Below are 23,405 nucleotides of genomic sequence, written 5' to 3' on the forward strand. Positions count from 1 at the left end.
TACACTCTCTCCATCTCCCTGCCCCCCATCCCGGAACTCCCCCGCATGAGCGCCCTGTTTTCCCCGATCAAGCTGCGCGGCCTGACTTTGAAGAACCGCATCGTGGTGTCGCCGATGTGCCAATATTCGGCCGAGGACGGCGTCCCCACCGACTGGCACTTCACCCACATCAACAATCTCAGCCTGTCCGGCGCCGCGATGTTCTGCATCGAGGCGACCCATGTCGAGGCGATCGGCCGCATCACGCCGGGCTGCCTCGGGCTCTACAGCGATGCCGCCGAGGCCGCGCTGAAGCAGATCCTCACCTCGGTGCGGAAACATTCCTCGACCGCCGTCGCAATGCAGCTCGCGCATGCCGGCCGCAAAGCCAGCAGCGCGCGGCCCTGGGACGGCGGCCAGCTGATTCCGCAGGACGCGGGCGGCTGGCAGACCGTGGCGCCGTCGGCGCTGCCGCACAAGGAGGGCGAGGCCGCGCCGCTGGCGCTCGATGCCGCCGGCCTCAAGCGCATCCGCGAGGCCTTCGTCGATGCCGCCAAGCGCGCCGATCGCATCGGCATTGACGCGGTCGAGCTGCACGGCGCGCACGGCTATCTCCTGCATCAATTCCTGTCGCCGATCTCGAACAGGCGCACCGACGAATATGGCGGCTCGCTCGAGAACCGCATGCGCTTCCCGCTGGAGGTCTACGACGCGGTCCGCGCCGTATTCCCGCACGACAAGCCGGTCGGCATGCGGGTGTCGTCGACCGACTGGGTCGAGGGCGGCTGGGACCTGGCGCAGACCATCGCATTCGCAAACGCGCTGAAGGCGCGCGGCGTCGACTGGATCGATGCCTCCTCCGGCGGCGTCTCGCCGCTGCAGAAGATCGCACTCGGCCCCGGCTATCAGGTGCAGTTTGCAGAGGCCATCAAGCGCGAGACCGGTTTGCCCACCATCGCCGTCGGCCTGATCACCGAGCCGAAGCAGGCCGAAGAGATCGTCGCATCCGGCAAGGCCGACATGGTCGCGCTCGCCCGCGGCTTGCTCTACGACCCGCGCTGGGCCTGGCACGCCGCAGCCGAACTCGGCGGCGAGGTCGAAGCCCCGCCGCAATACTGGCGCTCGCAGCCCTCGACCCAGAAGGCGCTGTTCGGCAAGACCACGTTCGGGGCGCGGTGAGAGAGGCGAGTCTGGCGCGAGGACCGCGCCGCAAACTCGTCATTGCGAGGAGCCCTTGCGACGAAGCAATCCAGGCTGTGTCCGCGGAAAGATCCTGGATTGCTTCGCTGCGCTCGCCATGAGGATGGGGAGGCAGCCATGCGACACACGCCAAGGTCGTTGCTCCGCGTACCTTTTGGTCCCGTGCCGTTCCGCCTCACGCATCCGTAAACCCTCTCAGCTTCCACCCCACCCAAATCTGGCCTAACCTCGCGTGCGTCCAACGCCTCGCGGAGGCCCGCCATGCGATTTCGTGTTCGAAAAGCTGCCCACGTCATCGAGCGCGTGGGCCTTGCGATGGCGGGCGCGGCGTGCGGGCTGTTTGTCGGCGCTTATGTGGGATCGGCGATCCCCGCGCTCACCACCGAGGGGTTCCTGCTGCTGATGATGGTGCTGGGCTTCGTCGGCTTCTATCTCGGCATCGACACGCCGCAATTGCCGTTCGACGAGGCCCACGGCGACATCGACGCCGCGGAACTGTTGAGCGCCGCCGGCACGCTCTGCGCCACGCTCACCGCGCTCGCCTCCGTCGCCATCATCGTGCTCCGCCTCGATCCGCACATCGCCTGGAGCTGGTTCGCCTTGTTCGGCTGGATCGCCGGCGTCGCGATGCAGATCGTCGCGGGCGCAAAGGCGCGGATGCGGAAACCGTGAATTTGTTGTGTTGGGAGAGATCGCGCCGCAAGTACACTGCGTTCCCTCCCCCTTGTGGGGGAGGGCTAGGGAGAGGGGTAGCCACACGGCGTGCTCTGTCGAATGAAGCGACACTCTGTTGCCATCGCTTCGCACGTAACTAACACCTTTTGCTGGGCCACCCCTCTCCCCAACCCTCCCCCACAAGGGGGGAGGGAGCCGAGCGGAGTGTGGAGCGCGGCCTTGTTCAGCAGCTGGAAGGAGTCAAAACACCACTCCCACCTTCGTGCCGCGCTTCCACGCCACGCGGCAGCGTTTTTTCGTGTTCACATGCAGCAGCTCGAAGCGATCGGGAATCTTCACCTGGCCGCCGAGATCGACGCAGGCACCTCCGGGCGAATAGTCGATCAGCGTGCAGGGGATCACCGGCGCGCGCGGGTCGGTGATGATCTTGGCCTGGCGGGACACCAGGCCCGCGGGTTTGACGCGGGCATGTCGTCGCGGATGCATTGGCACTCTCCTCCAATTTCCGCGGATGGCGCGGGTGGTCAGGAGATGATGCCCAGGAGTTGATTCGATCCGGCTAAGGCGGGCGGAGAATTTTAATGAAAAGTATCGGCGAATGGAGAAAGCGGCGGTAGCGGGGTGGGAAGGCTTCCCCCTCTCCCCTTGTGGGAGAGGGTGGATCGCCACGAAGTGGCGAGACGGGTGAGGGGTCTCGCACGGCATACGAAGCTTTCGCGTTCGCGGCGACAACCCCTCATCCGGCGCCATAGCCGATGCGAAGCATCGGCGTTTTCAAGAACGGCGGCCGAAGACCGCCTATGCCACCTTCTCCCACAGGGGGAGAAGGGAAGGCCCTCACCCCACCACGATCTCCCCCGACTTCGCCACCATGCCCACACCCGGCGGCAGCGGCATCGGCACCGTCACATACTCCTTCGGCAAATTCACCGGCCGATAGTCCGGCTCCACCGCCATCCGCTTCAACACGCTCTCATGCACATGCGCGCCTTCGGGGATCAGGCGCGGTTCGCAATCGGGGATGTAGAACCCGAGAAACACCTTCCGCGCCGGCCATTCCCGGTACTTGGCGCTCTTCGGCAGATATTCCAGCACGCGCCAGGGCGCCGTCATCGAATCATGCAGCTCGCCGGTCTTGCCGGTGTAAGCCGGCGGCACGTATTGGAACGGCGAGTTCTTGCGCTGGATGCCCCAGGCGAGCTGGTTCACCGTGCGCGGGTTGAAGTTCAGCCCCGCCTTGGTCGCCTCCTCGATCATCCAGAGCAGCGGATATTTGGACTCGCCGCTCTCGACTTCCGGATAGCCGCCACCGACGTCGCAATGCACGCCGGCGAACCACACCTGCAAAATGTCCTGCGGCTCCTTCTTGTCGTCGGGCACGAAGCGGTTGCGCCAGTACTCCTGCGGCTCCTCATACTGCTTGAGGCGGAACATGCAGCGCCGCTCGTCGATGGCGATCGCCTGGCGGAAGATGTTGACGCTGGGATTGCGCAGCGTGAAGGCGAGCTCCTCGAAGCTCGGCAAATAGCCCCGGTCGGCGCGCGGCACGATCACGCTCGCCACCGTGTCCCAGACGCCGATGAAGTGGATGGTCGGCCAGCGCGACGAGGTGATGCGTGCGAACTGCGCGGCGAGATCGAACTTGTTTTTCGGCAGCGGCCCGCTGTCGTCAAAACCCTCATCGATGAGGTCGCTGACATCGTTGCCGCGCCCGGTGCCGGAATATTGCTTGTAGGCGACGAGGCCACTGCCTGCGAGGTTGGCCTGCTCCGGCGAGATCAGGCCGATCTTGTGGATCAGCCCCGCCAGCACGCGAACCGTGTAGGCACCGCGCGAAAAACCGAACAGGTAGATCCTGTCGCCCGGCGCGTAATGCTCGACCAGGAAGCAATAGGCCGACAGCGTGTTGTCATCGAGCCCGTAGCCAGTGGCGAGCCCCAGCACCAGATTGACGTTGGCTTTCCAGCGGTGCCACGTCGACGGCTCCGTCACCGTGCCGACCCCGGGATCGTAGAACACCATCTGCCGCGGCCGCGTCTTGTCGGTCTTGCGCAGGCAGCGATAGAGCTTCAGGACGTTGGAGATGTTTTCGGAAATCTCGTTGCCGGTGCCGTCACAGCAGATGACAAGGTTCTTCGGCTCGGATGTGTGCTCGGCGTTGCGCTCGTGATCCACAGGATGCCCCTCCCGCTGATGCTACCCGGGCGAGTATAGCGGAAAAGGGCGGGGAGAGGGAGATGACGCTTCTTCTCCTCTCCCCTTGCGGGAGAGGGTGGATCGCCGCGAAGCGGCGAGACGGGTGAGGGGTCTCTCTCCGCGTGCGAATCTCTCGCGTCAGAACTCCCGGAGACAGACCCCTCATCCGGCGCCATAGCCGATGCGAAGCATCGGCGTTTTCAAGAACGGCGGCCGAAGGCCGCCTATGCCACCTTCTCCCGCAAGGGGAGAAGGGAAGGCGCCCGCCGGCTACTTCTTCTTCTGGCCGATCTCCGGCTGCCAGGCCGCGTCCTTGCGGCTTGGCGCTGCGGCGCTGGTCTTGATCTTGTCCTTTTTCGGCTTCTTGGTCTCGCGGTTGCTGCGTTGCTGTCCCTTGGCCATGACGTCGTCTCCTCCTGGGTTTCGAGTTCGTCCGCGTGCGAGATCGGCGCTGCAATGGTCGCTGGGCGGGGCTGTGAGATGCACCCGCCCGAACCAATGAAGATCGCCGCTGCGCACACGAGGCGCGAAAGATGCAGCGCAACATCGACGCGCGGCAATTGCGTGAGCTGCGCTGACGTGGTCGAGCGTACGCCCGCGTCCTGCCGATTGCGAGGACTAAAACGCCGCGCACGAGCACCGCGCTTGCGCCGTAAGTCCCGGCCCACGCTGACATAATGCTGGCTATTGCCGGGTAACAAGCGCATGGTCGTGACCAGCTGGTGTCGGTTGGGGCCCCTTCTTTGCGAAAGGCAGGCGCGCATGACCATCCGCTCGCGGCGAGAAACCATCACCTTCAAGCATCCATTCCACATCCGCGGCCTCGAGCGCCAGTTGCCGGCCGGCGCCTATGAGGTCGTCACCGACGAGGAGATGATCGAGGGCCTGTCGTTCGCATCCTATCGCCGCGTCGCCACCATGATCACGGTGCCCTCCGAAGGCGTGCGCGGTGCGACGGAGATGCTGTCGATCGGCTCGGTCGACCTGGCGGATGCCCAACGTATCGACGCGAGTGCCTGACATGACTGACATCCCGGTCGATCTCGACAGCCACCGCGGCATGGCCGCCCAGAAGGCAACCGATCTGCGCCGCGCGCTGGCCGATGTCGAGGCCCAGGTCAGGGAGCTGCGCGAGCGCGAGGCCGAGCTTGAAAACCGCATGATGTCGGTGCCTGCCACGTCCTGGCCGGAGGCCGCCGTGAAGGCCCGCCATCTGCTCAACCTCTATGCCGCGAGCCTGCCCACCGAGGACACCCGCCACCGCGCGCTGGTGGCCGCCCTGTTCGACGATTTCGCAAGGCTCAACGGCGACGGCTGAAGGCGAGCCAACTCAGGCGTCGTCCTGGCCGAGTGCGCTATTGCGCACGGGGCCAGGACCCATAACCACCGAAGCGACTTGTTGTGCACCCTCGTGCCACAGCCTGCTTCGACAACGCCGACCGGCGCCCCCCGTGCGCAATTGCGCAAAAGGCCGGCGCGACGCGCGGCCGCAAAAGGAGTACCCCATGACGCTCACCAGCAGCCGCTTCATCGCCCACGACCAGGACCGCGGCATCGTCCAGTTCTCGATGCAGGATGGCGCGAAGGAGATCGCCTGCGCGATCTCGACCTCCGCCATGGACGACCTCGAGCGCGGCCCGCGCGCCAGGCCGAGCGAGCGGGAAGAGCAGTTCACGCGCCTGCGCGAACGCATCGAAGCCTGCACCGGACGCAAATATCAGGCGACGGAGTTCGAAGGCACCCCGCCGGGGATCGTGCTGCGGAGCATTGATTTTCGGGGGTAGGGAGAGGGGCGGCTCGCCCTGCTCTAGCCACCGCTGCGTCCTGCCCGTCTTACGCGGACTGCGCGCCGAGAGCTGGACACCTCTTTGTTGTCGTGGGCAAGCTTGCGTTTCAGAACATGCCTTCTGATGAGTCTTTCGAGGGTCAGTGGCTGCTTTGTTTCGCATTCCCAAATAGTGACGACCTTCCAACCTAAGGATCGTATCTCCGCTTGCACACGCTTATCTCGCGCGACATTCGATCTGAACTTTGCGGCCCAGAAGGGAGAGGCTGGAGCCGACGCTTTGGAACAGCCGGGATGTCTATGCCAATAGCAACCGTGGACAAAAAGGGCCAACTTCAAACGGGGGAAAACGAGGTCCGGCTTGCCAGGCAGATCGTCCCGATGAAGTCTAAAACGCAGGCCGAGCCTATGTGCTAAGCTTCTCACACGAATCTCAGGTCCGGTGTTCTTGCTCCGAACCCTCGACATCAACCACGATCGTCTCGTTTTCGTTAGTCGATCAACCAAGCATCGTCACTCCGCCGCCATTTGTACCTGTTGCGCAGCACCCATGCGCTCCGCGATCAGTGAAAGAATTGCTTGAGCGATGATAGGCGAAACGCTGTTTCCGATCATTCGAAAGCTGTGCCACACGGTAGGATGAAATCTGAATGAGTCTGGGAACCCCTGCAGTCGGGCTGCCTCTCGAACGGTAATAACGCGATCCTCTTCTGGATGAATTGGACGAACCGCTTGATAAGAGCCCTTGTCCTTGCCCGTGCCGGCGCGAAGATTGGGGCATTGGCCTTCCCAAGAGAGGCGCGGATGCCTTCCGACGGAATCAATTTCACCGGGCTTCAACTTGTGAAATCTCTTCTTCACTTCCGGAGTATGGATTGTCACTCGGTGACCCGTGAACGTCTTGTCTTTGCTCCTTAGACCGAGGGAATAGACACTTGCCCGACCTGGCCGGGAAATTTTCCACACATCAAAGCCGTCCTCTTCACCAACGAGTGTAGCGTCGGACAGATCGCCGATGGCTGCACGCACCGTCGAAGAAGCTCGGATCCTAGAGGAGAGGTCTTCCTCGCTTATAGGATCGCAGCGCTCCGGGTCGTATCCAATAATGAACAATCGCGCTCGGAGAGTCGCCGCTCCATAGTCCGCGGCATCCAGTATTAACGGGCCGAGTATCTTGTACCTTGCAGGAACCAATTCGAGGCTCTGCTCCAAGAGCGTCCGAGCGCCGCCATACCCCAAGCCTCGAACGTTCTCCATCACAAAGAAGCCCGGCCTCGTTTCCGAAACAATCCGGAAAAAATGTCGAACTAGGTGCCTGCGTGGATCGGTGGATTTTCGATGGCCGATGTCGCTAAACCCTTGGCATGGAGGGCCGCCTATTATCCCGTCGGGAGAGCCGCCGAGCAGTCGGCGGATATCAGAGCCTCCGACCCTGCGCACCGTTGCTAGCTCAAGCTGGGTAGTCGGGAAGTTCGTTCCGTAGGATGACGTGAGAATAGGATCGTTATCGAATGCTACTTTAGGCGAAAGCCCGGCTCTGTGTGCACCTAAAGAGAACCCCCGCATCCACAAAAAAGGTCAACAATCTGAGGTTGCCCTTGCACAAATCAATTCCCAATACGATGATCCCCAAAGGGTAGATAGCGGATTTGTCAACCGCCGTCGAACGGGAATGGGGATCATCCACCGAATTGCGATGCCCGTTCATGATGGTCATATGGTTGGCCGAACATCGCCAACCGATGCGGCGTATTTAATCAGTGGGGACTAACGCTAATGGCTGAAGAAGAGGGCCAGACGATTTGGGGCGGCCCAACGAAGCGGTTTTTCGTTTCAATGCTGACTCGAGACATTGAGCTAAAAGATGCAATCCTTGATCTAGTAGACAACTCGATCGACGGCGCCACTCGCCAACTCAAAAGCAAAGCGAAAAAGCCGGACGCGTATAAGGGATTTGAGACGCGGCTCAGTATTTCTGCAAAGTCCTTCGACATATCGGACAACTGCGGGGGAATTCCGAAGGGCGCAATCAAGGACGCTTTTCTGCTGGGTCGGCCGAAAGTCGACAAAGACAAAGGGCTTCCGACGATCGGTGTGTACGGAATGCTGATGTGCGCAATCTTAAGCAAGGGCCTGCAGGTGGCAGCGCCACTAGAGAAGCTTTTCGGGCCAATTACCTGCGTGATCAGCTTGGAGACGTGATGCCTACTAGCATTACCAAAATTGGAGACGACGATTTGCCTTTGGTGCTGTGCCAATGCATCGAAATGGTCACGCTAAAAGCGACGGTGCAAGTGCCAAACCTCGATTTCGTCCCCGTACTGAATACTTCTTACGCCGATGGACAGCGCATGTTGACGGTCACGTGCGCCGTATCCGATCGAAACTCGCGCGACAAATTTCCCAATGCGCTGTTTAAGCGATGGGCATTCGCGAGCGCTGGCTGGAACGATATGCACGACATTGCTGTGCCGATCCTCTCGGCGAAAGAACGATTCAAGCTCGATGGGAATCTCGGGAAAACTGCAAAGAAGCTGCTTACGTCGCTCAGGTTCTTGCCGGCAGATGACGAGCCGTCATCCTTGATTGCGATTAGCAACTACAAGAAATACCAACGGTTCTATCCCGCCTTCCGCCACGTCGACGACTAACAAAAACGGCCGCCCAATCCGAAAATTCTTAGCTCGCCTTCTTCTCCGGCGCCGGGGTCGGGCCGACCTTCTTCTGGATGGCGCGCTTCAGCTCGAGGGCGCGGGGCGACAGCACGGCGGCCTTGGCCTTGAGCAGGAAGGGATCGAGGCCGCCATTGTGGTCGACGCTCTTGATCGCGTTGGTGGAGACGCGCAGGCGCACGTTGCGGCCCAGCGCTTCGCTGATGAAGGTCACGTTGACCAGGTTCGGCAGGAAGCGGCGCTTGGTCTTGATGTTGGAGTGGCTGACCGTGTGGCCGACCTGGGGGCCCTTGGCCGTCAATTCGCAGCGGCGAGACATGGCAAAATCCTCAATCTTTCCCAACGATGTGCGGCCGCCATTCGGGGCGCCACGGGCAAATTCTCTGTCCTTGCAGGGAGCGGGCGGACGTATAGGGGGGAAGCGGCGGGACGTCAAGGTTTTGGGGCGGGTTTCGTGCTCCAAGCTAGCTGTCATCGCCCGGCTCGCCGCCTTCGCTGAAGCTTCGGCGGGCCGAGCACCGGTGTGGGCCTCGGCGTAGCCTTGGCGGAGCCGGGACCGGGCGATCCAGTATTCCAGAGGCGGTACGGCTGACCAGAGGGGCCGCGGCGTACTGGATGCCCCGCCTTCGCGGGGCATGACGCGGTGGAGGTGGCGGGGTGAGGTGCGCTTTTCAGTCCCACCCCGATCATCAAAACGGCAATGATTATCGCGCCTTACCATCACATAAAGGGCGTATTCGCGCCCGAAAAGTCCGGTGGAGTTCCGGACGCCGACAGGCCCGGACGCATTGCTTGGCGCGGTATTTGGCTTAAGTAACAACCGTTCGCGCCCCGATTGGATTGTTTCGTGCTCACAACGCCTCATCTTGCGCCCGGCCTGCGCTCAGCGGAGCGGCGCGCAAGCCATCCGCGCCCTGCCGGCCGCTGGGTCATGGCGGCCCTTGGCGGGCTGGTTTTGGCGTGGGCGGCGGAGCCCGCGGCGGCACAGGGCAAGCTCGAGGCGCAATACGAGGCGACGCTGGCGGGCATTCCGGTCGGCAAGGGCGCCTGGAATATCGACATCCAGGACGACGTGTTCGCGGCCGCGGCCTCCGGCGGCACCTCGGGGCTTTTGAAATCGTTCGCGGGCGGGTCGGGCACCGGCGCCTCGCAGGGCCGCGTGGTCAACGGCGCGCTGGTCGCGACCGGCTATCAGGCCTCCACCACCACCTCGAAGAAGACCGAAGAGATCCGCATCACGCTCGACAAGGGCAATGTGAAGGATTTTGCCATCCTGCCGGAGCCGCCGGTCGATCCCGACCGCATCGTCGTCACCGACGCGCATCGCCGCGGCGTCTGGGACCCGATGACGGCCTCGCTGGTGCGCGTATCCGGCACCGGCGACGTGCTGTCGGCGGACGCCTGCCACGGCAGCGCCGCCGTGTTCGACGGCCGCATGCGCTACGAGCTCAAGCTCGATTTCAAGCGCATGGAGAACGTGAAGGCGGAGAAGGGCTATCACGGCCAGGTCGTGGTCTGCTCGCTCTATTTCGTGCCCATCGCCGGCTACATCCCCGACCGTCCCGTGATCAAATATCTCGCCGCCCAGCGCAACATCGAGGTCGCGTTCGCGCCGATCGCGGGCACGCGCATCCTGGTCCCGTTCTGGCTGAAAGTGCCGACCCCGCTCGGGCCGGCCATGCTGGAAGCCACCTCCTTCATCACCAGCGCCCAGCCGCCCAAGGTCGCGAAGACGCAGTAGGGCTGGGTGCCGTAGCCCCGCTGCCGTAGCCCGGATGGAGCGCAGCGTAATCCGGGGTTCTTTGCTTCGGCCCCCGCATTGCGCTCCGCTCCATGCGGGCTACGGACCTCCCTTTTGGTGAAAATAAACATCAATGATTTCAACAACATCCCTACTGTGCATGGGGTTGTTTTCGCGCATTTTGTTTGGAGGGGGTCGAGAACCGGGAATCCATTTGACTCCTCCCCGATTCTGATTCGACTCCGCGCCGTCCCCAGCTTTAACGAATCCGCCATCTCAACGTCGCTTGTGCGGCAGGCCAAAACTCCATCTAGTGCGACCCAACAAGCCTCCCGCGACATCTTGCGTGAACGGAACAGGACTCAAGGGGGAGTCAGCGATTCGGCCGCGATTCGTTCTCAACTCGTTCCGAAGCTTAAAGCCAACGGGAAAAGCGTCGCAAAGTGAGACAGTTGCGCTGGGTTCAAGGAGAAGCGCCGCATTCTCCGCCGTCATGCCCCGGCTTGACCGGGGCATCCAGTACGCCGCGCCCTCTCGGTTTGATCTGCGCCGCCTCTGGAATACTGGATCGCCCGGTCGAGCCGGGCGAGGACAGCAGTGTGTGAGGCGAGCCCTTCGCGCCACCGCCCCAAAACAGCACTGACATTCGCCCCAATCGCCATTACCTAATCCCCCAGATGCCTTTTTCCTCCTCCCCCTTCGCTTCCGAGCGGCTTCCCGGCGCCGGCGTCACTGCGGTGCTTGGTCCCACCAACACCGGCAAGACCCATCTCGCCATCGAGCGGATGCTCGCGCATCCCTCCGGCATGATCGGGCTGCCGCTGCGCCTGCTGGCGCGCGAGGTCTACAACAAGATCGCCGCGCGGGTCGGCCCCGATGCCGTCGCGCTCGTGACCGGCGAGGAGAAGATCAAGCCGAAAGCGCCGCGCTATTGGGTCTCGACCGTCGAGGCGATGCCGCGGGATCTCGACGTCTCGTTCCTCGCCGTCGACGAGGTGCAGATCGCGTCTGATCTCGAACGCGGCCACGTCTTCACCGATCGCATCCTCAATCGCCGCGGCCGCGACGAGACGCTGCTGCTCGGCGCAGCGACCATGCGTCCGATCATCGAGCGGCTGCTGCCGGGCGTCTCCATGATCACGCGGCCGCGCTTGTCGCAGCTGGAATTCGCGGGTGATCGCAAGATCACGCGGCAGCCGCGCCGCACCGCCATCGTCGCCTTCTCGGCCGACGAGGTCTACGCCATCGCCGAGCTGATCCGCCGCCAGCATGGCGGCGCCGCGGTGGTGCTGGGCTCGCTGTCGCCGCGCACCCGCAACGCGCAGGTCGCGATGTTCCAGAACGGCGAGGTCGATTACCTCGTCGCCACCGACGCCGTCGGCATGGGCCTCAATCTCGACGTCGACCACGTCGCCTTTGCCTCCGACCGCAAGTACGACGGCTACCAGTTCCGCCGGCTGACGCCGTCCGAATTCGCCCAGATCGCCGGCCGCGCCGGCCGCGCCACCCGCAACGGCACCTTCGGCACCACCGGTCGCTGCGCGCCGTTCGAGCCCGAGCTCGTCAATGCGCTGCAGAACCACACCTTCGATCCGGTGAAGGTTTTGCAATGGCGCAATTCGAAGCTGGATTTCGCTTCCCTCGGCGCGCTCCAGGTGTCGCTGAACCTGGCCCCCGGCCACGACGCGCTGACGCGTGCGCCGATTGCCGAGGACATGCGCGTGCTCGACCATGCCGCCCGCGACGCCGAGGTGCGCGACGTCGCGCATGGCAAGGACGCGGTGGAACGGCTGTGGGAGGCCTGCCAGGTCCCGGATTATCGAAAGCTGTCGCCGGCCGCCCATGCCGAGCTGGTGACGACGCTGTACGGCTTCCTGATGCGGAAGGGATGCATCCCCGACGCCTGGTTCAGGACCCAGATCGACCAGGCCGACCGCGTCGACGGCGATATCGACACGCTGTCGGCCCGGATCGCGCAGATTCGCACCTGGACCTTCGTCGCCAACCGCCCTGACTGGCTGAAAGACCCCGAACGCTGGCAGGGGATCGCCCGCGAGGTCGAAAATAAATTATCGGATGCGCTCCATGAACGCTTGACTGAGCGTTTCGTTGATCGCCGGACCAGTGTATTGATGCGCCGCCTGCGGGAGAACACGAGCTTGAATACGGAAATCGGCAAGACCGGCGAAGTCATCGTCGAAGGCCATGTCATCGGCCGCCTCGATGGCTTCACCTTTGCACCGGATGCGGCGGAAGCCGGCTCCGATGCGAAAGCGTTGCAGGCTGCAGCGCAGGCCGTGCTCGCCGGCGAGATCAACGCGCGCGCCGAAAAACTGGGCAACGCACCGGACGAGCAGTTCGTGCTGACCTCGGAAGGCATGATCCGCTGGACCGGCGACGCCGTGGCGCGGCTGTCTGCCGCAGAGGAAGCGCTGCATCCGCGCATCCGCATCATCTCCGACGAACGCCTCACGGGCGCCCCCCGCGACAAGGTGCAGGCGCGGCTCGAGCTCTGGCTCAAGACGCATATCGAAAAGCTGCTCGGGCCGCTGTTCGAGCTCAGCAAGGCCGAGGACGTCACCGGCATCGCCCGCGGCATCGCCTATCAGCTCGTCGAGGCGCTCGGCGTGCTGGAGCGCCCGAAGATCGCCAACGAGCTGAAGGATCTCGACCAGCCCTCGCGCGCGACCTTGCGCAAATACGGCGTCCGCTTCGGCGCCTATCACCTCTATTTCCCCGGCCTGCTCAAGCCGGCCGGGCGTGCGCTGGCCGCGCTGCTCTGGGCGCTGAAGCAGGACAATGTCGATCCCTCCGCGCTGTCGGGCGCGCAGCATCTGGCAAGCTCCGGCCGCACCTCGTTCCCGGTCGACAAGCAGCTGCCGCGCGATGCCTATCGCGTGCTCGGCTACAAGCAGGCCGGCGAGCGCGCCGTGCGCGTCGATATCCTCGAGCGCCTGGCCGATCTGATCCGTCCGGCGCTGGCCTGGCGCGAGAACGCGTCTGGCGAAAAGCCCGCCGGGGCATTCGACGGCCGCAGCTTTGTGGTGACGCAGGCGATGACCTCGCTCACCGGCTCCGCCGGCGAAGACTTTGCCTCCGTGCTGCGTGCGCTCGGCTATCGCATGGACAAGCGCCCGCCGCTGCCGGCGAAGCCCGCCGCGGCTGTTGTCGAGACGCCTATTGCTGACGCGCCTGTTGCTGAAGCCTCCAGCGAAGAGACGCCCGCAACCGAAACGCCGGTCGAGGACGCCGCAACCCCTGCGGATGCCGCGATCGAAGCCGCTGCCGAGCCTGTGACCGTCGAAGACGCGCCCGGGATGGAGCAGCACGACGAGCCCGCGCATGACGAGCCGGCGCTCGAAGCTTCCGTCACGCCGGAAGACGCTCCCGGCATCGCGCCACCTGCGGAAGAGCCTGTTGCCCCCGCTGAAGCAGTCGAAACCGCACCTGCCGAAACCGCGCCTGCAGAGACCGCTGCAACTGAAGCCGCTGCGTCGGCCGATGCGGCAGCGCCCGTGGAAGCCGCGGCGACGCCCGCCGAGCCCGAGCTCATCGAGGTCTGGCGTCCCGCGGGCCGTCACGATGATCGCAAGCCGCGCCACGAGCGCCATCGCAACCAGCGTCATCACCAGCCGCGTCCACAGGCGGGCGCTGATGCCGGCGCTGCGCCTGCCGAAGGCGAAGCCCAGCCTGCCGCCGACGGCGAGAAGCGCGGTGAGCGCCATCGCCATGGCGGCGGTCATCGTCGAGATGGTGGCAGGGACTTCCGCAAGCCGCGAGAAGGTAGCGCCGAAGCTGCGCCGCGTCCCGAGGGCCGCGACGACAAGAACCGCCGCTTCGAGGGCAAAAATGGCGGCAACAAGGACCGCGACAACAAGGACCGCAACAAGGGCAAGTTCGGCGGCGATCGCGACAAGGGCCGCGATAACCGTGGCCGCGACCGCGACAAGGGCCGCGACCGCCAGGGCGGACCGTCGCTGCGTCCCTACGCATCGAGCGCCACCCCGCGCGAGCGCGATCGTCCGGTCGATCCGAACTCGCCGTTCGCGAAGCTCGCTGCGCTGAAGGAGCAGCTGTCCGGGCGTAAGGAGTGAGCCCACGACCGAGCGGCAGCGCATCGACAAATGGCTGTGGCACGCGCGGGTGGTGAAGGCGCGCACCTCCGCGGCCGCGCTTGTCGAGTCCGGCCATGTTCGCGTCAACGGTGCACGCGAGAAATCGCCGGGGCATGCGATCAAGATCGGCGACGTGCTCACCATCGCGCTCGATCGCACCGTGCGCGTCTTGAAAGTCATCGCCTTCAACGAGCGCCGCGGCGACGCCGCCTCGGCCCGTGTGCTCTACGAAGAGCTCGGTGAAGGCCCGCCAAGTTCTCAGCGCAATTAATTGCGCTTTGAATTCATTTCTTGGTCGATCAAGCGCATAAAGCCGTCATGATCGGCCGTTCCTGAGCTTGCGGCGCCGGGCCATCCGCGCTACGCAAGCCGCGACTTTTAAAAGAGCTTTTCGGAGCGTTGGATGACTTACGTCGTCACTGAAGCGTGCATCAAGTGCAAGTACACCGACTGCGTCGAGGTCTGCCCGGTCGACTGTTTCTATGAGGGCGAGAACATGCTCGTCATCCATCCTGACGAGTGCATCGACTGCGGCGTGTGCGAGCCGGAATGCCCCGCCGATGCCATCAAGCCGGACACGGAACCGGGCCTGGAAAAGTGGCTCACGGTCAACGCCGACTACGCCAAGAGCTGGCCGAACATCACCCAGAAGAAAGAATCACCCGACGACGCCAAGGATTTCGACGGCATGGAGGGCAAGTTCGACAAGTATTTCTCGCCGAACCCCGGCTCCGGCGACTAATTCGGGCCAAACTTAACCCTATTAGCGGCCTTACCGCCGAAAACCAGCCCTTAACACCCCTAAATCATTGATTTTTGCGGGAAATGTGCTATATTGGGCACATTGAGCCGAACCCTGGTTAGCCCCGTCGGCCCCTTGGGTTCCCGTGAAACCAAATGTCGAACAGGGGCGTGGCAGTTTCCGCGCGCAGGCTGTGTCACAGAAAACGCGTAAAAAGAGTACTTCAGCGAAGGCTTCCCATAAGGACGCCAAGAAAGTCGCCGCGGCCAGCCGTAGCGCATCCAAGGGTCGGACCGCGACGAAGGCGCCGGCTGCAAAGTCCTCGAAGAACAAAAGAAGCGCAATGCCTAACAAGACTGCCAAGCCGGCCGCGAAAGCGACCGTTGCCAAGCCTGTTGCCGCCAAGCCTGCCGCCAAGCCCGCTGTTGCCAAGGCTCCCGCTGCCAAGGCTCCCGCTGCCAAGCCCGCCGCAAAGGCTCCTGTTGCTGCTGCTCCTGCCAAGGCCCCTGTTGCTGCCGCCAAGCCGGCCGTGAAGCCCGCGGCTGTTGCGCCGAAGGTCGAGGAAAAGAAGGTTGTGACCCAGCGTCAGGGCTTCAAGGCCAACGAATTCGTCGTCTATCCCGCTCACGGCGTCGGCCAGATTCTGGCCATCGAGGAGCAGGAGATCGCCGGCGCGAAGCTCGAGCTGTTCGTCATCAACTTCATCAAGGACAAGATGACGCTGCGCGTGCCGACCGCCAAGGTCGCCAATGTCGGCATGCGCAAGCTCTCCGACCCCGCGCTGGTGAAGCGTGCGCTCGAGACCCTCAAGGGCCGTGCCCGCGTCAAGCGCACCATGTGGTCGCGCCGCGCCCAGGAATACGAAGCGAAGATCAATTCGGGCGACATCGTCGCTATCGCGGAAGTCGTGCGCGACCTCTATCGCTCCGAGTCGCAGCCCGAGCAGTCCTACAGCGAACGCCAGCTCTATGAAGCAGCGCTCGACCGTCTCTCCCGCGAGATCGCGGTGGTGCAGCACTCGACCGAGACCGAAGCGGTCAAGGAGATCGAGGCCCAGCTCGCCAAGAGCCCGCGCCGCACTGGCGCCAAGTCCGAAGCCGCCGAAGGCGAGGCCGATGCGGACGCCGAGGGCGATAGCGACGAGACCGAGGGCGGCGCCACGGTCGCCGACGAGGCCGCGTAAACGTCTCGCGCGTCGAACGCAACAGATCAAAGCCCGGCCTTACGGCCGGGCTTTTTGTTTTGGAGACGCTGACCGCCCCGGTTCGGGGACGTCAGCGGGCGGAATTGCTTTGAGCCTATGCGGTCCTGAGCAGGATCAAACCCGCGATGCGCTTCCCGAAGCGCCGCGCCCGGTCTCGCGGTCGTCTCCGCGCGCGTCAGTCGCAACCGTCGACCACCAGGCGCCCAACGCATCGATCAACGGCACCAAGGTGTGGCCGGCGGCGGTCAGATCGTACTCGACCCTCAACGGGTATCCGTCGAATTCCGTGCGGGTCACGATACCGGCGTCCTCCAGCTTGCGAAGCTCGAGGGCGAGCATCCTGTGCGAGATGGTCGGATTGTCCCGACGCAAGTCGCTGAACCGTTTGGTGCCCTGTTTCAAATAGTAGATCAGAAGCGTAGGCCACCGGCCGCTCAGGATCTGCATCACTTCCTCGATGGGACATCTCGAAACGAGGTCTTTCATCGGCGGACTCCAGGTTACAAAAATGTTCGCAATTTACTTGATGGAGCGAGCGACTAGGGTTCGGGACCGCTGCGCAGCGTGATCATCAGAAATCACGGAGAATAGATCGATGGATCCAATCCTACTCTACGGCTTCCCGATGGGAAGCTCCATGGGGCTCGTTGCAGCTCTTGAATGGCTTGGCAGGCCATATCGCCTGTGTCGCGTCGACATGCTGGGCGAGATGCTGAGCCCGTCATACGCCGGGATCAATCCGCGACACGAGACACCTGCACTCATCACGGACCGGGGCGATGTGCTGACGGAAACCATGGCGATCGCGGCTTGGCTCGAAGCCAGGGATACCGAACGGCGCATCAGCTTTGATCCGTTGTCGCCGCAAGCCGATCGCATGCACCAGCTGATGGCGTTCGTGAATACCGGCTTTACCGGCGCCTTCGCGCCGCTTTGGGTCGCAATGGAAGGCGTGGCGATGGACGACGCCATGCGTTCGGCCTTGCGGGAGTTCGGAAGGAGAAAGGTGATCGAACGCCACGACAAGCTCGAAGGCATGATCGAGCCGGCAAGGTTCCTGCTCGCCGACCGGCCGACCCTCGCGGACGCCTTGCTGGCAGGTGTGGCGCGCTGGCTCGACTTCCACGCTGTCGCGGACAGGAGCCGCTGGCCAAAGCTGGCCGCGCTGCGCCAACAACTCGAGGCCGATCCCGGGGTCATCTACGCCACCGCCGTGGAGAGCGGCAGCAATGATCCGGGAACAGGATCCTGCGCAGGCCATACCGCCCTGGCCGACGTCATCGCGCGATATGGCAAGCAAGCCTAACCAGTGGAGAGGAGGAGCGGCTTCGATCCGCTCCTCCTCACTTCACCGGCCGCTTCTCGAGCTTCCGCGCCAGCGTCCGCCGATGCATCCCGAGCCGCCTTGCGGCTTCCGAGATGTTGAAATCGGTTTCGATCAGGGTCTGGTGGATGCGTTCCCACTCCAGCGTCTTAATCGATGTCGGCCGGGCGTCGAGCGCGACCTCGGCATTGCCTGCGGCCTTGTTGAAGGCGGCCTCGATGTCGTCGGTGTTCGACGGCTTTGCCAGATAGTGGCATGCGCCGAGCTTGATGGCCTCGACGGCGGTGGAGATGCTGGCAAAGCCCGTCAGCACCACGATCAGCATCTCCGGATCGTGCGTGTGCAAGAGCTCCACGCAGGCCAGTCCCGAGGCGCCGCCGAGCTTGAGGTCGACGACGGCATAGCCGAACGATCGCTCCTCCAGGACTTTCCGCACGTCCTCGATCGAGGCGGCGAGCACGACCTCGTAGTCGCGGCGCTCGAACGAACGCTTCAGGGTGCGGGCGAAGCCGGCATCGTCCTCGACGACGACGAGCGAACGATCAGGCGTCAAAGCTGCCTCCGATCGCGAGCGTTGCGAGCGGCAGCGTGAGGCGGACCGTAGCGCCGCGCTTCCTGTGGTTCTCGGCGGTCACGCTGCCCCCTAACTTGCGCACCACGTTCACCACCAGGAACAGGCCGAGCCCGCCGCCGGCGCGGCCCTTGCTCGATTGATAGGGCTTTCCGAGCTGTGCCAGCATCTCCGGCGCAAAGCCGGGGCCGCGATCGCTGATCGACAGCACGAGATGATCGCCCTCGCGCCCGGCAACGAGCTCGACCCAGTCGCGCGAGACCTCGTAGGCGTTGTCGAGCACGTTGAAGATCACCTGCTTCAGCGCGACGTCCGAGACGATTGCGACGTCTTCGCCGAAAGTGTTGACGAAATACAACGTGCGCGCCGAGCGCGCGTCGCGCCACTCTTCCACGAGCGCGGTGACGAAAGCCGCCACCGTCGTCGGCGACGATCCCTCGCCGCGGGCTTCGCCCGCCGACACCAGAATGCCTGTCACGATCGACTTGCAGCGTTGCAGCGAGGTCTCCATCTCCTCGAGGTCCTCGGCCAGCTCCTGATCGGCGGCGAGGTCGGGCATGCGGCGCCAGTCGCCGAGGATGACCGAGAGCGAGGCGAGCGGCGTGCCGAGCTCGTGAGCCGCGCCGGAGGCGAGCAGGCCCATGCGCACGATATGATCCTGCTCGGCGGCATGCTGGCGCAGCGCCGCCAGATGCGCGTCGCGCTCGCGCAAATTCCTGTTGATGCGGGTGACGAACACCACCAGCAGCACGGCGTTGAGCACGAAGCCCAGCAGCATGCCGGTAACCGTGAGGGTGTAGGTCTCGCTCAGCGGGTTCGGCGGCAGATCGAGCGGTCGGTAGGCGACGGTCAGCCAGACGAAGCTCGCGCAGGTCAAGGCGACCAGCGACCAGGTCGAGCGGCCATCGAGCAGCACCGCGCCCAGCGTCACCTGGAGCAGGAACAGCGAGGTGAAGGGATTGGTGGCGCCGCCGCTGAGGTAAAGCTGCGCGGTCAGCGCGGCGACGTCCAGCATCAGGGCGACCAGCAACTCATTGTTGGTGATCGCGGCGCGATGGCGCACCCAAACCAGGCTGGAGATGTTGAGAAATATCAGGGCGCCGATTACCGCCCCCATGCGGGTGAGGGGCAGGGGAATGCCGAGCCACACATGCACGCCGCCGATGGTCACGATCTGGCCGACCACTGCGGTCCAGCGCAGCTGGATCAGCAGCGCCATGTTCTTGCGGTTGGTCTCGTCGTCGGTTGGCGCTGTGCCGATCAGCTCGCTGCGCGCGTCCGCCTGCGATTGCAGCGTGACGGCGCCATGCGTTCGTCCGTCGTCAGGTGGGCTCGCCGATCGTTCCAGCATCTGATCCCGTCCTGCGGGCGACAGCATCGGGGCCGCCGGCCGCTTCGTGGACGAAGCCGCTCCAGGGCTCCTTGCGGCGGAACAGCCCGCCGCCGAATGTGACGAAAAGTCTGCCGGCCAGCATGAACGCCAGGGCAAACCACGTCAGCGCGTAGATCAGGTGGTTATTGGGAAAGCTGATCACGGTCAATCCGCCGATTGGGCCGTTGCCGGATTGTGATCGAGCGTCGGCATCGACGAAGAAGGGCGCGACGTGGTCGAGGCCGCGTGCCGCCGCAATCGCGGTGACATCCCGCGAGTACCAGCGATTGTGCTCAGGCACGTTGGTCCTGAGGAATCCGCCTTTTGGCTCCGTCACGCGCAACAGGCCGGTGATCTCGACCTGGCCTTGCGGATTGCCGTCCCGGCGCGTCGAGGCGTCGCGCCGCTCGGGCGGCACCAAGCCGCGGTTGACCAGGACCAGCGTGCCGTCGTCGCGCCTGAGCGGCGTCAGCACCCAATAGCCCGGGCCTTCTTCGGTGACGGCCTGAACCAGCGTCTCGCGGTCATGCAGGAAATGGCCGGAGACGCTGACGTGCCTGTATTCGTCGTTCGCGGCGGAGACGGTCGGCCATGCCGCCGGCGAGGGGATCGGCTGGGCCGGGGCATGAACGCGCTGCTCGACGCGATCGATCAGCGCCAGCTTCCAGGCGCGGCGCTCGATCTGCCAGACGCCGAGCGCGATCAGAAGCGCAAAGGCCGTGAGCGAGAGGATCGTGAGCCACAAGGGCGGGCGCGCTGCGTTGCTGCGCGTCCCGTTTGCCTCGCTCGTCACGGTCCGGGTCTCGTTCATTTCATCCCAGTCATCTGGTGGATCGGCATCATGTTGCTGTTGAGGTGGTTCATCACCCACAGCGAACCCGACAGGGCGATCACCACCATGACGATGGTGAAGATCAGCGCCATCATGCTCCAGCCGTTCTCTGACGTCGTGTTCATGTGCAGGAAGTAGATCATGTGCACGATGATCTGCACGACCGCGAAGGCCATGATCACCAGCGCGGTGATCTGCTTGCTCGGAAGCGCGCCGCTCATCACCAGCCAGAACGGGATCGCGGTGAGCACGACCGAGAGCACGAAGCCGAGCATATAGGTCGAGAACGAGCCGTGGGCATTGGCGTGGCTGTCGCCGTGATGATGATCGTCCGCGTGGGCGGCGTGAGTATCGGTGTTCATCGCAGAACTCCCAGGAGATAGACGAAGGTGAAGACGCCGATCCAGACCACGTCCAGGAAGTGCCAGAACATCGACAGGCACATCAGGCGGCGGCGATTGGCCTCGATCAGGCCGAACTTCCAGACCTGCACCATCAGGGTCACCAGCCAGATCAGGCCACAGCTGACGTGCAGGCCATGGGTGCCGACCAGGGTGAAGAAGGCGGACAGGAAAGCACTACGCTGCGGCGTCGCGCCCTCATGGATCATGTGGGCGAACTCGGACAGCTCGATGCCGATGAATGCGGCTCCGAACAGGCCGGTGATCGCCAGCCAGATCTGGGTCTGCGCGATCTTGTTCTGCTGCATCGTCAGCATGGCAAAACCATACGTGATCGACGACAGCAGTAGCATCGAGGTGTTGACCGCGACCAGCGGCAGCTCGAACAGATCCTTCGGCGCCGGGCCGGCGGCGTAATTGCTGCCGAGCACGCCGAAAGTGGCGAACAGGATCGCGAAGATGAGACAGTCGCTCATCAGATAGATCCAGAAGCCGAGCGAGGTGCTGTAGCCTTCCGGATGCGGGTGTTCGTCGGCGAGGTAGAAGACCGGCTCGCCGGTTTGCGTGGGATTGACAGCGACAGTCATTTACTTGGCTCCGGCGAGCAGCTTGGTGCGCGCGTCTTCGGCCCGGATGACGTCCTCGGCCGGAATATCGAAATCGCGGTGATAGTTGAAGGTGTGACCGATGCCGACGGCGAGCATCGCGATGAAGCTCGCGGCCGCCAGCCACCAGATGTACCAGATCAGGCCGAATCCCATCGCGGTGGCGAAGCCGGCGAGGATGATGCCGGTGCCGGTGCTGCTCGGCATGTGGATCGGCTTGAACCCGGTGAGCGGGCGCTGATAACCGCGCTTCTTCATGTCCCACCACGCGTCGTTGTCGTGAGCGACGGGGGTGAAGGCGAAGTTGTAGGCCGGCGGCGGCGAGGAGGTCGCCCATTCCAGCGTGCGCGCGTCCCAGGGATCGCCGGTGACGTCCTTGAGCTGCTCGCGCCTGAGGAAGCTGACGGCGAACTGCATCAGCATCGAGAGGATGCCAAGGAAGACCAGGAAGGCGCCAATGCCGGCGACGATGAACCAGATCTGCAGGCTCGGGTCGTCGAACACACGGAGCCGGCGGGTCACGCCCATCAGTCCGAGCACATAGAGCGGCATGAAAGCGAGGTAGAAGCCCGTGACCCAGAACCAGAACGACAGCTTGCCCCAGAACGGGTCGAGCTTGAAGCCGAACGCCTTCGGGAACCAGTAGCCGATACCGGCGAACGCGCCGAACACGACGCCGCCGATGATTACGTTGTGGAAGTGCGCGATCAGGAACAGGCTGTTGTGCAGGACGAAGTCGGCCGGCGGCACCGCGAGCAGCACGCCGGTCATGCCGCCGAGCACGAAGGTCAGCATGAACGCGATCGTCCACATCATCGGCAGCTCGAAGCGGATGCGGCCGCGATACATCGTGAATAGCCAGTTGAACATCTTCGCGCCCGTCGGGATCGAGATGATCATCGTGGTGATGCCGAAGAAGGAGTTGACGCTGGCGCCCGACCCCATCGTGAAGAAGTGGTGCAGCCAGACTAGGTACGACAGGATGGTGATGACCACCGTGGCGTAGACCATCGAGGTGTAGCCGAACAGCCGCTTGCCCGAGAAGGTCGAGGTCACTTCCGAGAAGATGCCGAAGGCGGGGAGAACCAGGATGTAGACCTCGGGATGACCCCAGATCCAGATCAGGTTCACGTACATCATCGGGCTGCCGCCGAAATCGTTCGTGAAGAAGTTGGTGCCGACGTAGCGATCGAGCGAGAGCAGCGCGAGCACGACGGTCAGAACCGGGAAGGAAGCGACGATCAGCACGTTGGTGCAGAGCGCGGTCCAGGTGAACACCGGCATCCGCATCATGGTCATGCCGGGGCACCGCAGCTTGACGATGGTGCAGATCAGGTTGATGCCGGACAGTGTCGTTCCGACGCCCGCGACCTGTAGCCCCCATATGTAATAGTCGACGCCGACATCCGGACTGTAGCCGATGTTCGACAGCGGCGGATAAGCGAGCCAGCCGGTGCGGGCGAATTCGCCGATGAACAGCGAGGCCATCACCAGCACCGCGCCGCCGACCGTCATCCAGAAGCTGAAATTGTTCAGGAACGGGAACGACACGTCGCGCGCGCCGATCTGGAGCGGCACGACGAAGTTCATCAGGCCGGTGACCAGCGGCATCGCCACGAAGAAGATCATGATCACGCCGTGGGCGGTGAAGACCTGGTCGTAGTGATGGGCGTTGAGATAGCCCTCCGAGCCGCCGAAGGCGAGCGCCTGCTGCAACCGCATCATCAGCGCGTCGGCGAAGCCGCGCAGCAGCATCACGATGCCGAGGATCATGTACATGATGCCGATGCGCTTGTGGTCGACGCTGGTGAACCACTCGCTCCAGAGATAACCCCAGACGCGGAAATAGGTCAGGCCGGCGAGCATGATGAGGCCGCCGGTCGCCACCACGGCAAACGTGCCGACGACGATCGGCTCGTGCAGCGGCAGCGATTCGAAGGTGAGCCGGCCGAAGATGAGCTTGAGAAGATCAGGAGACATGCGGGATCTC

26 protein-coding genes are annotated in these 23,405 nt (G+C 63.8%); 13 read left to right on the forward strand and 13 right to left on the reverse strand.

Annotation, left to right across the window (positions count from 1 at the left end):
• Positions 1-45 precede the first annotated feature (45 nt).
• Positions 46-1,158, forward strand: coding sequence for an NADH:flavin oxidoreductase/NADH oxidase (locus tag IVB07_RS02375; RefSeq protein ID WP_018452936.1), 1,113 nt, complete (start codon positions 46-48; stop codon positions 1,156-1,158).
• A 282-nt stretch (positions 1,159-1,440) separates the two neighbouring features.
• Positions 1,441-1,851 (forward strand): hypothetical protein, encoded by a 411-nt coding sequence (locus tag IVB07_RS02380; protein ID WP_026232425.1) that lies wholly within the window; start codon positions 1,441-1,443, stop codon positions 1,849-1,851.
• A gap of 243 nt (positions 1,852-2,094) precedes the next feature.
• On the opposite strand, the gene IVB07_RS02385 is transcribed toward IVB07_RS02380, so the two are convergent.
• From IVB07_RS02385 to IVB07_RS40400, 3 genes are all read right to left on the reverse strand, one after another.
• Positions 2,095-2,340, reverse strand: coding sequence for a PilZ domain-containing protein (locus tag IVB07_RS02385; RefSeq protein WP_007599245.1), 246 nt, complete (start codon positions 2,338-2,340; stop codon positions 2,095-2,097).
• 351 nt (positions 2,341-2,691) lie between these two features.
• A complete protein-coding gene (locus IVB07_RS02390; protein WP_247360813.1) occupies positions 2,692-4,029 on the reverse strand; it encodes a DUF2235 domain-containing protein in 1,338 nt (445 codons plus the stop codon).
• A 291-nt stretch (positions 4,030-4,320) separates the two neighbouring features.
• Positions 4,321-4,452 carry a hypothetical protein gene (locus tag IVB07_RS40400; RefSeq protein ID WP_007599247.1) on the reverse strand — a complete coding sequence of 44 codons (132 nt, stop codon included), beginning with the start codon at positions 4,450-4,452 and terminating at the stop codon, positions 4,321-4,323.
• 360 nt (positions 4,453-4,812) lie between these two features.
• On the opposite strand from IVB07_RS40400, the gene IVB07_RS02395 reads away from it, so the two are divergent.
• From IVB07_RS02395 to IVB07_RS02405, 3 genes are all read left to right on the forward strand, one after another.
• Positions 4,813-5,070 (forward strand): hypothetical protein, encoded by a 258-nt coding sequence (locus tag IVB07_RS02395; RefSeq protein WP_018452939.1) that lies wholly within the window; start codon positions 4,813-4,815, stop codon positions 5,068-5,070.
• A 1-nt stretch (position 5,071) separates the two neighbouring features.
• On the forward strand, positions 5,072-5,368 hold the full coding sequence (locus IVB07_RS02400) for a hypothetical protein (protein ID WP_018452940.1): 297 nt from the start codon (positions 5,072-5,074) through the stop codon (positions 5,366-5,368).
• Positions 5,369-5,555: 187 nt separating this feature from the next.
• On the forward strand, positions 5,556-5,834 hold the full coding sequence (locus tag IVB07_RS02405) for a DUF1488 family protein (RefSeq protein ID WP_018452941.1): 279 nt from the start codon (positions 5,556-5,558) through the stop codon (positions 5,832-5,834).
• Between the two features lie 23 nt (positions 5,835-5,857).
• Here the strand turns inward: IVB07_RS02405 and IVB07_RS02410 are convergent, their stop codons facing one another.
• Together IVB07_RS02410 and IVB07_RS02415 are read right to left on the reverse strand one after the other, a co-directional pair.
• Positions 5,858-6,343, reverse strand: coding sequence for a very short patch repair endonuclease (locus tag IVB07_RS02410; protein ID WP_247360815.1), 486 nt, complete (start codon positions 6,341-6,343; stop codon positions 5,858-5,860).
• Positions 6,344-6,349: 6 nt separating this feature from the next.
• Positions 6,350-7,402, reverse strand: coding sequence for a DNA cytosine methyltransferase (locus IVB07_RS02415; RefSeq protein ID WP_247767484.1), 1,053 nt, complete (start codon positions 7,400-7,402; stop codon positions 6,350-6,352).
• Positions 7,403-7,612: 210 nt separating this feature from the next.
• On the opposite strand from IVB07_RS02415, the gene IVB07_RS02420 reads away from it, so the two are divergent.
• Together IVB07_RS02420 and IVB07_RS02425 are read left to right on the forward strand one after the other, a co-directional pair.
• Positions 7,613-8,038 (forward strand): ATP-binding protein, encoded by a 426-nt coding sequence (locus tag IVB07_RS02420; protein ID WP_247360819.1) that lies wholly within the window; start codon positions 7,613-7,615, stop codon positions 8,036-8,038.
• Positions 8,038-8,487: an O-methyltransferase gene (locus tag IVB07_RS02425; protein WP_247360821.1), complete on the forward strand. Its 450-nt coding sequence runs from the start codon at positions 8,038-8,040 to the stop codon at positions 8,485-8,487. Before IVB07_RS02420 ends, IVB07_RS02425 begins: the two co-directional genes overlap by 1 nt.
• Before the next feature lie 28 nt (positions 8,488-8,515).
• On the opposite strand, the gene rpmB is transcribed toward IVB07_RS02425, so the two are convergent.
• Positions 8,516-8,827 (reverse strand): 50S ribosomal protein L28, encoded by a 312-nt coding sequence (rpmB, locus tag IVB07_RS02430; protein ID WP_026232426.1) that lies wholly within the window; start codon positions 8,825-8,827, stop codon positions 8,516-8,518.
• 612 nt (positions 8,828-9,439) lie between these two features.
• Here rpmB and IVB07_RS02435 point away from each other — a divergent pair.
• The 5 genes from IVB07_RS02435 (at position 9,440) to IVB07_RS02455 (ending at position 16,289) form a co-directional block, all read left to right on the forward strand.
• Positions 9,440-10,249, forward strand: a complete 810-nt coding sequence (locus IVB07_RS02435) for a DUF3108 domain-containing protein (protein ID WP_085384094.1) — start codon at positions 9,440-9,442, stop codon at positions 10,247-10,249.
• Positions 10,250-10,926: 677 nt separating this feature from the next.
• Positions 10,927-14,343, forward strand: a complete 3,417-nt coding sequence (locus IVB07_RS02440) for a helicase-related protein (RefSeq protein WP_247360825.1) — start codon at positions 10,927-10,929, stop codon at positions 14,341-14,343.
• A 22-nt stretch (positions 14,344-14,365) separates the two neighbouring features.
• A complete protein-coding gene (locus IVB07_RS02445; RefSeq protein WP_083926310.1) occupies positions 14,366-14,635 on the forward strand; it encodes an RNA-binding S4 domain-containing protein in 270 nt (89 codons plus the stop codon).
• Between the two features lie 132 nt (positions 14,636-14,767).
• Positions 14,768-15,106, forward strand: a complete 339-nt coding sequence (gene fdxA, locus IVB07_RS02450) for a ferredoxin FdxA (protein WP_018452948.1) — start codon at positions 14,768-14,770, stop codon at positions 15,104-15,106.
• Positions 15,107-15,449: 343 nt separating this feature from the next.
• Entirely contained in the window at positions 15,450-16,289 is an 840-nt protein-coding gene (locus IVB07_RS02455) for a CarD family transcriptional regulator (protein ID WP_247360829.1), read from the forward strand.
• A gap of 135 nt (positions 16,290-16,424) precedes the next feature.
• On the opposite strand, the gene IVB07_RS02460 is transcribed toward IVB07_RS02455, so the two are convergent.
• The gene (locus IVB07_RS02460) at positions 16,425-16,796 is read right to left on the reverse strand and encodes a helix-turn-helix domain-containing protein (RefSeq protein ID WP_018452950.1); all 372 of its coding nucleotides are present in this window, start codon (positions 16,794-16,796) and stop codon (positions 16,425-16,427) included.
• 109 nt (positions 16,797-16,905) lie between these two features.
• Here IVB07_RS02460 and IVB07_RS02465 point away from each other — a divergent pair, with 109 nt between their 5' ends.
• On the forward strand, positions 16,906-17,616 hold the full coding sequence (locus IVB07_RS02465) for a glutathione S-transferase family protein (protein WP_247360830.1): 711 nt from the start codon (positions 16,906-16,908) through the stop codon (positions 17,614-17,616).
• A gap of 37 nt (positions 17,617-17,653) precedes the next feature.
• Here IVB07_RS02465 and IVB07_RS02470 read toward each other — a convergent pair whose 3' ends face one another.
• The 6 genes from IVB07_RS02470 to cyoB are packed head-to-tail and all read right to left on the reverse strand — an operon-like array spanning position 17,654 to position 23,395.
• Positions 17,654-18,187: a response regulator transcription factor gene (locus IVB07_RS02470; protein WP_018452952.1), complete on the reverse strand. Its 534-nt coding sequence runs from the start codon at positions 18,185-18,187 to the stop codon at positions 17,654-17,656.
• On the reverse strand, positions 18,177-19,556 hold the full coding sequence (locus IVB07_RS02475; protein WP_247360832.1) for an ATP-binding protein: 1,380 nt from the start codon (positions 19,554-19,556) through the stop codon (positions 18,177-18,179). Before IVB07_RS02475 ends, IVB07_RS02470 begins: the two co-directional genes overlap by 11 nt.
• The gene (locus IVB07_RS02480) at positions 19,528-20,388 is read right to left on the reverse strand and encodes an SURF1 family protein (protein ID WP_247360833.1); all 861 of its coding nucleotides are present in this window, start codon (positions 20,386-20,388) and stop codon (positions 19,528-19,530) included. The genes IVB07_RS02475 and IVB07_RS02480 overlap by 29 nt, the downstream gene beginning before the upstream one ends.
• A complete protein-coding gene (gene cyoD, locus IVB07_RS02485; RefSeq protein WP_085351630.1) occupies positions 20,385-20,771 on the reverse strand; it encodes a cytochrome o ubiquinol oxidase subunit IV in 387 nt (128 codons plus the stop codon). The genes IVB07_RS02480 and cyoD overlap by 4 nt, the downstream gene beginning before the upstream one ends.
• Entirely contained in the window at positions 20,768-21,397 is a 630-nt protein-coding gene (cyoC, locus tag IVB07_RS02490) for a cytochrome o ubiquinol oxidase subunit III (RefSeq protein WP_085351629.1), read from the reverse strand. Before cyoC ends, cyoD begins: the two co-directional genes overlap by 4 nt.
• Complete coding sequence (gene cyoB, locus IVB07_RS02495) at positions 21,398-23,395, reverse strand: cytochrome o ubiquinol oxidase subunit I (protein ID WP_018452957.1); 1,998 nt, start codon at positions 23,393-23,395, stop codon at positions 21,398-21,400. It abuts the gene before it with no gap.
• Positions 23,396-23,405 lie beyond the last annotated feature (10 nt).

The sequence above is a fragment of the Bradyrhizobium sp. 172 genome (assembly GCF_023101065.1).
GTDB lineage: Bacteria > Pseudomonadota > Alphaproteobacteria > Rhizobiales > Xanthobacteraceae > Bradyrhizobium > Bradyrhizobium canariense_D.

What these genes read in the sequence shown, in the direction of transcription:
- IVB07_RS02375 (WP_018452936.1), top strand. Translation starts at nt 46, where the DNA reads ATGAGCGCCCTGTTTTCCCCGATCAAGCTGCGCGGCCTGACTTTGAAG.
- IVB07_RS02380 (WP_026232425.1), top strand. Translation starts at nt 1,441, where the DNA reads ATGCGATTTCGTGTTCGAAAAGCTGCCCACGTCATCGAGCGCGTGGGC.
- IVB07_RS02385 (WP_007599245.1), bottom strand. Translation starts at nt 2,340, where the DNA reads ATGCATCCGCGACGACATGCCCGCGTCAAACCCGCGGGCCTGGTGTCC.
- IVB07_RS40400 (WP_007599247.1), bottom strand. Translation starts at nt 4,452, where the DNA reads ATGGCCAAGGGACAGCAACGCAGCAACCGCGAGACCAAGAAGCCGAAA.
- IVB07_RS02395 (WP_018452939.1), top strand. Translation starts at nt 4,813, where the DNA reads ATGACCATCCGCTCGCGGCGAGAAACCATCACCTTCAAGCATCCATTC.
- IVB07_RS02400 (WP_018452940.1), top strand. Translation starts at nt 5,072, where the DNA reads ATGACTGACATCCCGGTCGATCTCGACAGCCACCGCGGCATGGCCGCC.
- IVB07_RS02405 (WP_018452941.1), top strand. Translation starts at nt 5,556, where the DNA reads ATGACGCTCACCAGCAGCCGCTTCATCGCCCACGACCAGGACCGCGGC.
- IVB07_RS02415 (WP_247767484.1), bottom strand. Translation starts at nt 7,402, where the DNA reads ATGCGGGGGTTCTCTTTAGGTGCACACAGAGCCGGGCTTTCGCCTAAA.
- IVB07_RS02420 (WP_247360819.1), top strand. Translation starts at nt 7,613, where the DNA reads ATGGCTGAAGAAGAGGGCCAGACGATTTGGGGCGGCCCAACGAAGCGG.
- IVB07_RS02425 (WP_247360821.1), top strand. Translation starts at nt 8,038, where the DNA reads ATGCCTACTAGCATTACCAAAATTGGAGACGACGATTTGCCTTTGGTG.
- rpmB (WP_026232426.1), bottom strand. Translation starts at nt 8,827, where the DNA reads ATGTCTCGCCGCTGCGAATTGACGGCCAAGGGCCCCCAGGTCGGCCAC.
- IVB07_RS02435 (WP_085384094.1), top strand. Translation starts at nt 9,440, where the DNA reads ATGGCGGCCCTTGGCGGGCTGGTTTTGGCGTGGGCGGCGGAGCCCGCG.
- IVB07_RS02440 (WP_247360825.1), top strand. Translation starts at nt 10,927, where the DNA reads ATGCCTTTTTCCTCCTCCCCCTTCGCTTCCGAGCGGCTTCCCGGCGCC.
- fdxA (WP_018452948.1), top strand. Translation starts at nt 14,768, where the DNA reads ATGACTTACGTCGTCACTGAAGCGTGCATCAAGTGCAAGTACACCGAC.
- IVB07_RS02455 (WP_247360829.1), top strand. Translation starts at nt 15,450, where the DNA reads ATGCCTAACAAGACTGCCAAGCCGGCCGCGAAAGCGACCGTTGCCAAG.
- IVB07_RS02460 (WP_018452950.1), bottom strand. Translation starts at nt 16,796, where the DNA reads ATGAAAGACCTCGTTTCGAGATGTCCCATCGAGGAAGTGATGCAGATC.
- IVB07_RS02465 (WP_247360830.1), top strand. Translation starts at nt 16,906, where the DNA reads ATGGATCCAATCCTACTCTACGGCTTCCCGATGGGAAGCTCCATGGGG.
- IVB07_RS02475 (WP_247360832.1), bottom strand. Translation starts at nt 19,556, where the DNA reads ATGCTGGAACGATCGGCGAGCCCACCTGACGACGGACGAACGCATGGC.
- IVB07_RS02480 (WP_247360833.1), bottom strand. Translation starts at nt 20,388, where the DNA reads ATGAACGAGACCCGGACCGTGACGAGCGAGGCAAACGGGACGCGCAGC.
- cyoD (WP_085351630.1), bottom strand. Translation starts at nt 20,771, where the DNA reads ATGAACACCGATACTCACGCCGCCCACGCGGACGATCATCATCACGGC.
- cyoC (WP_085351629.1), bottom strand. Translation starts at nt 21,397, where the DNA reads ATGACTGTCGCTGTCAATCCCACGCAAACCGGCGAGCCGGTCTTCTAC.
- cyoB (WP_018452957.1), bottom strand. Translation starts at nt 23,395, where the DNA reads ATGTCTCCTGATCTTCTCAAGCTCATCTTCGGCCGGCTCACCTTCGAA.